The sequence below is a fragment of the Acinetobacter sp. UBA2063 genome, from assembly GCF_002333245.1.
Lineage (GTDB): Bacteria > Pseudomonadota > Gammaproteobacteria > Pseudomonadales > Moraxellaceae > Acinetobacter > Acinetobacter parvus.
This window is the reverse complement of sequence record NZ_DDAH01000034.1, coordinates 1-8,849: the sequence shown is the minus strand read 5'-3', so window position 1 is coordinate 8,849 and position 8,849 is coordinate 1. Positions and strand designations below refer to the sequence as shown.

10 protein-coding genes and 1 pseudogene are annotated in these 8,849 nt (G+C 39.8%); 7 read left to right on the top strand and 4 right to left on the bottom strand.

Going from position 1 to position 8,849, the window contains the following annotated elements:
- The 5 genes from glnL to B4H32_RS01690 form a co-directional block, all read left to right on the top strand.
- Positions 1–912, top strand: a 912-nt coding sequence (glnL, locus tag B4H32_RS01710) for a nitrogen regulation protein NR(II) (RefSeq protein WP_286799438.1), incomplete at its 5' end; no start/stop codon positions are given.
- Positions 899–2,401, top strand: coding sequence for a nitrogen regulation protein NR(I) (glnG, locus tag B4H32_RS01705; RefSeq protein ID WP_286799435.1), 1,503 nt, complete (start codon positions 899–901; stop codon positions 2,399–2,401). The genes glnL and glnG, both read left to right, overlap by 14 nt.
- 146 nt (positions 2,402–2,547) lie before the next feature.
- Complete coding sequence (locus tag B4H32_RS01700; protein WP_286799432.1) at positions 2,548–3,189, top strand: TetR/AcrR family transcriptional regulator; 642 nt, start codon at positions 2,548–2,550, stop codon at positions 3,187–3,189.
- Positions 3,190–3,302: 113 nt separating this feature from the next.
- On the top strand, positions 3,303–4,223 hold the full coding sequence (gene argF / locus B4H32_RS01695; RefSeq protein ID WP_286799431.1) for an ornithine carbamoyltransferase: 921 nt from the start codon (positions 3,303–3,305) through the stop codon (positions 4,221–4,223).
- A 145-nt stretch (positions 4,224–4,368) separates the two neighbouring features.
- Positions 4,369–4,893 carry a protein tyrosine phosphatase family protein gene (locus tag B4H32_RS01690; RefSeq protein WP_286799429.1) on the top strand — a complete coding sequence of 175 codons (525 nt, stop codon included), beginning with the start codon at positions 4,369–4,371 and terminating at the stop codon, positions 4,891–4,893.
- Here the strand turns inward: B4H32_RS01690 and ispF are convergent.
- Positions 4,881–5,372 (bottom strand): 2-C-methyl-D-erythritol 2,4-cyclodiphosphate synthase, encoded by a 492-nt coding sequence (ispF, locus tag B4H32_RS01685; protein ID WP_004680840.1) that lies wholly within the window; start codon positions 5,370–5,372, stop codon positions 4,881–4,883. The genes B4H32_RS01690 and ispF overlap by 13 nt on opposite strands.
- Before the next feature lie 98 nt (positions 5,373–5,470).
- On the opposite strand from ispF, the gene B4H32_RS01680 reads away from it, so the two are divergent.
- Complete coding sequence (locus B4H32_RS01680; protein ID WP_004677634.1) at positions 5,471–6,118, top strand: A1S_1983 family putative colistin resistance protein; 648 nt, start codon at positions 5,471–5,473, stop codon at positions 6,116–6,118.
- A gap of 555 nt (positions 6,119–6,673) precedes the next feature.
- Here B4H32_RS01680 and B4H32_RS01675 read toward each other — a convergent pair.
- The 3 genes and pseudogenes from B4H32_RS01675 to B4H32_RS01670 all read right to left on the bottom strand — a co-directional run bounded on the left by B4H32_RS01675 (position 6,674) and on the right by B4H32_RS01670 (position 8,277).
- A complete protein-coding gene (locus tag B4H32_RS01675) occupies positions 6,674–7,255 on the bottom strand; it encodes a YceI family protein (RefSeq protein WP_286799426.1) in 582 nt (193 codons plus the stop codon).
- Between the two features lie 183 nt (positions 7,256–7,438).
- Positions 7,439–7,912, bottom strand: a pseudogene (locus B4H32_RS12800) (IS630 family transposase); the annotation flags it as partial.
- 17 nt (positions 7,913–7,929) lie between these two features.
- Entirely contained in the window at positions 7,930–8,277 is a 348-nt protein-coding gene (locus B4H32_RS01670; RefSeq protein ID WP_004676962.1) for an IS630 transposase-related protein, read from the bottom strand.
- A 7-nt stretch (positions 8,278–8,284) separates the two neighbouring features.
- Between B4H32_RS01670 and B4H32_RS01665 the strand changes: the two genes are divergently transcribed.
- Entirely contained in the window at positions 8,285–8,842 is a 558-nt protein-coding gene (locus tag B4H32_RS01665) for a hypothetical protein (RefSeq protein WP_004680913.1), read from the top strand.
- Positions 8,843–8,849 lie beyond the last annotated feature (7 nt).

The following is an 8,849-nucleotide window of genomic DNA, read 5'->3' as shown; positions in this document are numbered from 1 at the left end:
GAAGCTTTATTAAATACATTAGAAAGCGGACAACATTACACACGCCGCGAAGCGGTGATTAACGTAAACTTTAAAGCCATTCATGTGGATTATACGGTCTCACAACTCAATGCAGGTAAAAGTTATCACCCACTTTTATTAATCGAACTCAATCCAATTGATCGAATGTTGAAAATTTCTAAAGAAGAAAATTTAGTACAACAACATCAAGTCGCACGCCAACTAGTTCGCGGCGTGGCACATGAAATTAAAAATCCTCTAGCGGGCATTCGTGGTGCAACACAATTACTTGCTCGCAGCTTAAATGATGAAAGCTATCGTGAGTTTACCGACATTATTATTAGTGAAGTCGATCGCTTAACCAATCTAGCAGATACCATGCTTGGTTCACGTCAGTTACCAAGCTATGAGCTGGTCAATGTACATGAACCACTGGAACGCGTTCGTTCACTTATTGTGAACCAAACGAAGAAAAAAATTAAGATCACCCGCGATTATGACCTTTCCCTGCCTGATGTAATGGCTGACCGTGATCAACTGATTCAGGTCATGCTGAATATCAGCGTCAATGCTGTGCAAGCAATGACTGAAAATAAAGATTTTTTTGGCGATTCAGAACCAGAGCTGATTTTAAGAACGCGCATTCAACGCTTAGTGACAATTAACGGTGTTCTAAATCGCTCATCGATAAGAATTGATATTGAAGACAATGGACCAGGTGTTCCAGAAAGCATATTAGAGTCAGTATTTTATCCACTTGTGACTGGACGAGCGAAAGGTACAGGACTTGGCCTCAGTATCGCGCAAAACATCATGCATCAACATAACGGAATGATCGAATGTCAATCCGTTCCAGGAAAAACCGTATTTAGCTTATATCTACCTTGGGAGTCAGACCGTGTCACGAAATAAAATTTGGGTAATTGATGATGATCGTGCCATGCGCTGGGTACTCAAAAAGACTTTTAAAGAAGAAGGTTTTGACGTTACCAATTTTGAAGAAGCACAAACAGCGCTGGAACGTTTACATGATGATGCCCCTGATGTCATTTTGACTGATATTCGTATGCCTGGAATTGATGGTTTAACTTTTCTGTCTAAAGTAAAGAACACCCATCCTGACCTGCCTGTGATTATCATGACTGCCCACTCTGATTTGGAGTCAGCGGTATCAAGTTACCAGACTGGTGCTTTTGAGTACCTGCCAAAGCCTTTTGATATTGATGAGGCACTGGCATTGGTCAATCGTGCCATTTTGCATATCACCAAGCTTCAACAGCAGGAAGCCAGCAAAGCGGCGGCGGCTGCACCATTACAATCCACTGAGATTATCGGTGAATCACCTGCAATGCAGGAAGTGTTCCGTGCCATTGGACGTTTATCACAATCGCATATTACTGTATTGATTAATGGTGAATCTGGTACAGGCAAAGAGCTGGTGGCCCATGCACTGCACAAACATTCGCCTCGCCGTGCCAAACCTTTTATTGCGCTGAATATGGCGGCAATTCCAAAAGACTTGATTGAAACCGAGTTGTTTGGTCACGAAAAAGGTGCATTTACAGGTGCAAACACCCAGCATCAAGGACGTTTTGAACAAGCCAATGGCGGTACATTATTCCTGGATGAAATTGGTGATATGCCATTTGAAACCCAGACACGTCTACTCCGTGTGCTTGCGGATGGTGAATTCTATCGTGTTGGTGGACATATTCCAGTAAAAGTAGATGTGCGCATTGTGGCGGCAACCCATCAGGACCTGGAAAAGCTGGTTAATGAAGGACGTTTCCGCGAAGACTTGTATCATCGTCTCAACGTAATCCGTATTCACATTCCTAAACTTGCCCATCGTAGTGAAGACATTCCAATGCTGGCACAGCACTTTCTGGCACGTGCAGGCAAGGAACTCGGCGTAAGTCCAAAAATCCTACGCACTGAAACAACGGATTATATGCAACAGCTACCGTGGCCAGGCAACGTTCGTCAGCTAGAAAATACCTGTCGCTGGCTGACAGTGATGATCACGGGTCGTGAGGTTTATCCTGAAGATTTACCTGCTGAGCTTAAGCAAGTCTCCATCCAGAAAGCCACAAGTGATGCCGTGCAGCCAACAGCGGCCAGCCCAGCATTGGCTGAACGAATTGCAGTGCATCATTGGGATGAGTTGTTGGGTCAATGGGCAATTCAAAAGCTCAAAAATGGGGAAATGAAAATTCTGGATATCGCAACACCGATGTTTGAACGCACATTGATTAATGCCGCACTTCAGCAAACACGTGGACGTAAACGTCATGCTGCTGAGCTTTTGGGTTGGGGACGCAATACCCTAACACGTAAACTCAAGGAGCTTGGCATGGATTCATCTGAAGATGATGATGACGAGGAAATTCGTTCAGCCTAAAAGACTAAGCCATTAAAAAAGCGAGCAAATCATGTCTCGCTTTTTTATTATCAGGAGGATTTGCAACACTCATCAACTTCATAGCCATACCATGTATATGGTTTTTGCTATAATACAAATCACTCAACCCACTTCTCTTGAATATAATGACTGATATTTGTTACCCAAGTTGCGAACAGCCTCAAACTCGCCGTGGACAGGAACGTCGTCTTGCCTTGCTCATTTGTGCAACCGATTTATTTCTGGAACGTGGTTATGATGCTGTTTCTCTGGATGATATTGTCAATCATGCGGGTGGATCAAAAACGTCTATCTATAAATATTTCGGCAATAAAGAAGGCTTGTTTACCGCCATTTGTGATTATCGGCGAGAAGTTTTTTTTAAAGGGGTTTGCGTACCCTATATTCCAGAAAAGATTGATCTCAAAAACTATTTAAACCAGACCTTAATCCGTTTTTATCAACATATCATACAACCTGAGAACATTGCCTTTATGCGTCTGTTCACAGAGCAAACTCAAAAAGATATACAATTAGCGCACTATTTTTATGACCAATGTGCTTTAAATATACAGAATACGATTGCATTTGCTTTAGGTCAGGCAAACGACCTCAATGAAATATACTGCTCTAACCCTCATTTCTCCGCCATGATGTATTTCGGAATTTTACGTGATGTGGAATGGCTACTTTTAATGGGTTTAGAAGTATCAGCAAATGACGCTGAAATAACTGATTATATTAATTATTCCGTTGATTTATTCTTAAAAGCTCATCAAAAAGTCTAATTCTTTTGCATTTTCCTGAGCGTATAGTATAGTAGTCAATTCCTTTTTACCCACCACTCGTCAAACAACAATTAATTATTGTTTTTATTCAATAATTAATTTTGGGAGTAGCTATGGCGCTTCGGCATTTCCTGACTTTACGTGACCTATCCTCATTAGAACTGCAACGCATTTTAGATCGTGCGCAAGAACTCAAGCGTATGCAGCACAGCAATACGGTATATCAACCTTTTGTTGGTAAAGTTTTAGGAATGATTTTTGAAAAGTCGAGTACACGTACCCGTATTTCTTTTGAAGCAGGCATCTGCCAGTTTGGGGGTAATGCGATTTTTCTTTCGCCACGTGACACCCAACTGGGTCGCGGTGAGCCAATTGAAGATTCTGCCCGCGTAATATCAAGCATGCTTGATATTGTGATGATCCGTACTTTTGGGCATGACATCGTAGAGCGTTTTGCCTCTTATTCTAAAGTACCTGTCATTAACGGTCTTACGGATGACCACCATCCATGTCAATTACTTGCTGACTTACAAACCTTTCAAGAACACCGTGGAAGCATCAAAGGTAAAACGGTTGCTTGGATTGGCGATGGCAATAATATGTGTAATTCATACATTGAAGCAGCACATATGATGGGTTTTAAACTCAAGATCGCCTCTCCTGAGGGTTATGAGCCAAAACCTGAGTTTCTTGCCGAGTTTGCTGACTGTGTGGAAGTGTTCAACAAGGCTGAAGATGCAGCGGTTAATGCAGACCTGATCGTAACAGATGTTTGGGCAAGCATGGGGCAAGAAGAAGAACAAAAGCTTCGTGAAAAAGCATTTGCTGATTTCCAAGTGAATGAAAAATTGATGGACTTAGCCCACTCTGACTGTTTATTTATGCATTGCTTACCCGCACACCGCGGCGAAGAAATTTCTGAACACATGCTGGACCATAAAAATGCAGTGGTTTGGGATGAAGCGGAAAATCGTTTGCATGCTCAAAAGGCATTGATGGAATTCCTGCTCAATGAGAATTTAAACAAAAACTAAATACAAAAAACAGCATCCTTGTGATGCTGTTTTTATTTATCCAATCTAAATTGAACACTGAAATAAAAACACTTATAGTAAAGCCAGCATTTTAAAAATAAGTTTCTCATATCATGAGAACTTCAATCATTGTATAGCGAACCTTATGACTTCACTCGAACAAGCTTTATCTCAGATACCGGGTTTTTCTTTGGTGCATGAGCACCTGTTTAGCTCTGCCCAACCCTCAGTTGAGCAGTTGCAGCAGATTAAAGAATATGGTTGTAATACAGTCATTAACCTTGCGACGAGTAAGTCTGAAAATCACTTATCCCAACAGGATCAAATTTGTCTGGGTTTGGGGCTAAACTATATTCATATCCCCATTGACTGGGATATTCCCTGCTCAGAACAATGTCTTTTTATTTTGGATTTAATTGACCATCTGGTTCAAAATGAAATTGTCTGGTTACATTGTGCCCAGAATATGCGTGTCAGTTGCTTGATGTATCTATATCGGCAGTTTTATATGAATATTGAATTACCTATTGCCCAAGAGTTGCTTCATCAAATCTGGGAGCCGAATGAGACCTGGACAGGCCTGATTCACAGCATTAGCTTACAACTGCAAGGCCGTAAAGCAACACAGGAATTACAGCAGTCATTGATCAATGCAGATCATTTTGCCTGATGGGAAACAAGCACTGTTGCCATTGCCAGAATGCCTTCCTGACGGCCAGTAAAACCTAGTTTTTCAGTTGTGGTCGCCTTAATACTAATTTGTGTAACATCCACATTCATGACATCTGCGATGCTTTGACGCATCTCCAGATTATGTTTGGCAAGTTTTGGCCGTTCGCAGGCCACAGTAATGTCAGCATTATTGAGATGATAACCACGATCTAAAATCAACTGATATACATGCTTAAGCAATACCCGACTATCTGCACCCTTATATTCTGGGTCAGTGTCAGGGAAATACTGCCCTATATCCCCTAAAGCCAATGCGCCCAATAATGCATCACACAATGCATGCAGCACCACATCTCCATCAGAATGGGCTTTTAAACCATGTGTGTGGGGAATCTGAATACCCGCCAAGGTAACAAAGCTGCCTTCTTCAAAAGCATGTACATCCATTCCCTGTCCAATACGAATGTGAGCAACCATATGATTTTCCTTTTACAATATACTGAACAAATCTTGTATTCTGGCTTTCTATTTCGCTATAGTACATTGAGCAAATTAGACTGAAAGTATGCGTCATTATGCTGTTTAATACGGTAAGAAATCAATTAAAGAACGTCGGTTATATCATCACATTGAGTTGTTTTTGCTCAACATTTACATTTGCGAAATCAATCGATTGCTCAGATCGTACACTTGACCTTAAAAAGATATGTTCCAAGCAATATGATGAACAGCGAATTAAACTCAACAATAAGTTTTTAACTGCTTATTTGGTGACCGATGCCCCCTTACAGCTATTACATGATACCCAGAGATTATGGTTAAAACAGTTACAGCAATGCAAATCTAAAACCTGCTATCAACAACAGTTTGAATTGCGTTTGGATGACCTGAATTTTTATACATCAATGAACCAGACGCTAACCCAGCATTATCTAAAATATGAACAGGGAAAATTAGCCGCTCAACCCATTCATTTACAGATTCATCAACTGGATAAAGACAAGCTTAAAATTGAGGGTATTGCTTATCGCAACCCAAACAATCGACTGGAAACCCAAATAATGTCATTGCTTGCCTACAGTACACCTGAACAAAAAAATCAGATCACTGATAATGAAAAGAAATGCCAATATCAGTTTGATTTTCAAAAGGCCTTACTGATTGTCAAAACAGATCAAAAAGGCTGCGAACGTTTTACAGGCATCTACCGTTTATATGACTAAACTTGAATGATTGAATTTCAAAAGCCGATGTTTTTATACATCGGTTTTTATTCTTTAATAGGCAGAGGTAACGCCTGTAATTCCTGCACCGATGACAACAATATGAGGCATAGTAAACTCCTTGAAATGCAAGGAATTTCATAATAAGCAATATATAGCAATTAGCAAAATATAAGCTACACTTGGATTTATTTGAGACTTCACTCATGCCTAAAATATATTCTGTAGATTTACGTGAAAAAGTCATGAAACATTATCATGATACTCACCATAAATGTAAGCGTCCGCTGAACACACCTTATGAATTCGTCCTATAAGCCTTAATTTAGTCCCCAGTTAAAAATAAGTGGGGACTTAAATTTATGACTACAAATAACCAGACATCCATCGCATCTCTTGCGAAGCGAAGAATTACTACCACACCGCTGGAAATCCGACCAAAATTAAAAAACAGCCATGGGGTTCAGCGGGCGCTTACAATTTACAAGCAAAATTAAAAAAGCTCAGGGACTAGTTCCATGAGCTTTTTTTATCAATCTAATAATTTGTTTGATTTTACTTTGCAGCAGTTGCTTCAGTGGTAATATTGACAGTGATCTTATCTCCTACATTCGGCACGTAATTTCCGATGCCAAATGCAGAACGGTTAAATGATGTTGTGGCATTAAAGCCAATCGCTGGCACTTTCGCCATTGGGTGCTCGCCTTGTTTATTCAGCACAGCATCTAAAACCACAGGCTTTGTTACACCTTTAACAGTTAAATCACCCGTAATTTTGAAGTGTTTTTTGTCTTTAGTTTCGACTTTAGTGCTTTTAAAAGTGATATTCGGATACTTAGCAGCGTTAAACCAAGCTTCTTCCTGGAACTCTTTATCCAAAGCAGGAACATTGGTATTTACGCTGCTTAAAGGGATTGTCACTTCTACAGATGAATTCGCTGGTTTTGCATTATCAACTTTAATTACACCCTGAATATCAGTAAAATTCGCGCTTGGTGTAGAAAAACCGAAATGGTTCCAGCTAAAAACAGTCGCTGTGTGAGTTGGATCAATTTTGTAGTCAACAGCCTTCGCTTGTACTAGTGTTGAACCTAATACTAAACATACACCTAGAGATAACGTTTTTAATCTGTTCATGGCATCCTCGAATCATTTTTTCAAAATTTCATTGATTGTAGTAGAAAAGTGCAGGAATAAACTGCGGTTGATTTATGACACAGTGTTTTATTTTTGCAACGATTATACATCTATATAGATAAATAAATCACACAAACAACAATAAAGCATAACTTACACAAATTCGAGCTATAGTCAAACCGTTTAATTACCCATACACTCGTTAAAGAAACGACTAAAAAGCTTATCTATTGAGTTAACCAACCATTTTTTCCTTTTTGCTTTCACCCATGCCCACATTTTTTCAATAGGATTAAGGTCAGGACTATACGGTGGTAACCAAAGTATTTGATGCCCATGTTGGGTTAATAGATCTTGTATATCTTGTCGTTTATGGAAAGCTGCATTGTCCATGACAATTACACTATTCGAGGGTAATTCTGGTAATAAAAACTGATCTACCCAAAAATGAAATACATCCGAATTTACTTTGCAATCAAATAAACCAACTGCAAATAACTTACCCTCATGGATTGCTCCTATTGCATTGGTTTGATTTTTTAATTGCCAATTATATGTTCCATAACAAGGAGTTCCCTGTTTTGAATAACCATGAGGTCTATGTTCATGAGATTTAAATCCACTTTCATCAAGATAGATGATCGGGTGTTGACACCTTAATCGGTTTAAATCTTTTAAATACTGCTCTCTGAGTTCTGTTTTTGCTTTCGGGTGCCGTAAGGTCTTTTTTTAACTGTGATATTTAGACGCTTGAGCGCATCTCCAATTGTAGAAGTACCACAACCAAAACGAGCAGCGCGTTCATATTGATAATCATCAGGATATTGCTCAACATCTGCACGTAAGGCATCATCATCAACTTTAGATGGTTTTCTTGGTCGAGTTCTTTTTATTTCGATTCGCTTTTTCCATTCGACAATTGTATTTTTATCAATTTCGAAGTGTTGAGCAACCGCTCGGATAGATTGACCTTCTTCAAGCTTGGCTAATATTTTCTTTCTAAAATGTATTGGATAACTCATATCGGTATTGTATTGGTTTTTTGACGTACGGACTATAGCCACAGTCGCACTTTTATCTGTATCTTTAACAACACAAGCAGGTTTTTTAGATAATGCCTTAAAAATTGCTCAAGCAGTGCAAAGTGGTGATACAGGTGCGGCATTAAATCAGGCTGCCAATATGGCAACAGCACAAAAACAACAAGCTGCACCAGCAACAGCCTATGTTGATACAACACCTTATTCAGTTGCGCAATTGGGTGCGATGGACTGCGCTGCACTTGCAGTATCTTCAGCCACAGCACAACGTGAAATCAAGAGCTTGCAAACTCAAGCTGAACAGTTTGACAATTTACAAACTCAGGCACAACAAGAAGCAGCAAGTAGAGGTAACGCAAAAGCACTCGGTGGTTTATTATCGATTGCTGGAAATATTATGGCGCAAAAAGGCAGCAGTTCTGCAAGCACATTAAGTACGCTGGGCAATAACCTTTCAACAACTCAATCAGAAGCTCAACTACAAACCATGAATTCTGATGCATTGCTCAAAGCTTACAAAAAACACGAAGCTGTGATGTGGTTCTAGGATTTTA

Bases quoted from the DNA above. Each gene is read 5' to 3' on its own strand.
- B4H32_RS01700 (WP_286799432.1), top strand. From the start codon at position 2,548: ATGACTGATATTTGTTACCCAAGTTGCGAACAGCCTCAAACTCGCCGT.
- argF (WP_286799431.1), top strand. From the start codon at position 3,303: ATGGCGCTTCGGCATTTCCTGACTTTACGTGACCTATCCTCATTAGAA.
- B4H32_RS01690 (WP_286799429.1), top strand. From the start codon at position 4,369: ATGACTTCACTCGAACAAGCTTTATCTCAGATACCGGGTTTTTCTTTG.
- ispF (WP_004680840.1), bottom strand. From the start codon at position 5,372: ATGGTTGCTCACATTCGTATTGGACAGGGAATGGATGTACATGCTTTT.
- B4H32_RS01680 (WP_004677634.1), top strand. From the start codon at position 5,471: ATGCTGTTTAATACGGTAAGAAATCAATTAAAGAACGTCGGTTATATC.
- B4H32_RS01675 (WP_286799426.1), bottom strand. From the start codon at position 7,255: ATGAACAGATTAAAAACGTTATCTCTAGGTGTATGTTTAGTATTAGGT.
- B4H32_RS01670 (WP_004676962.1), bottom strand. From the start codon at position 8,277: ATGAGTTATCCAATACATTTTAGAAAGAAAATATTAGCCAAGCTTGAA.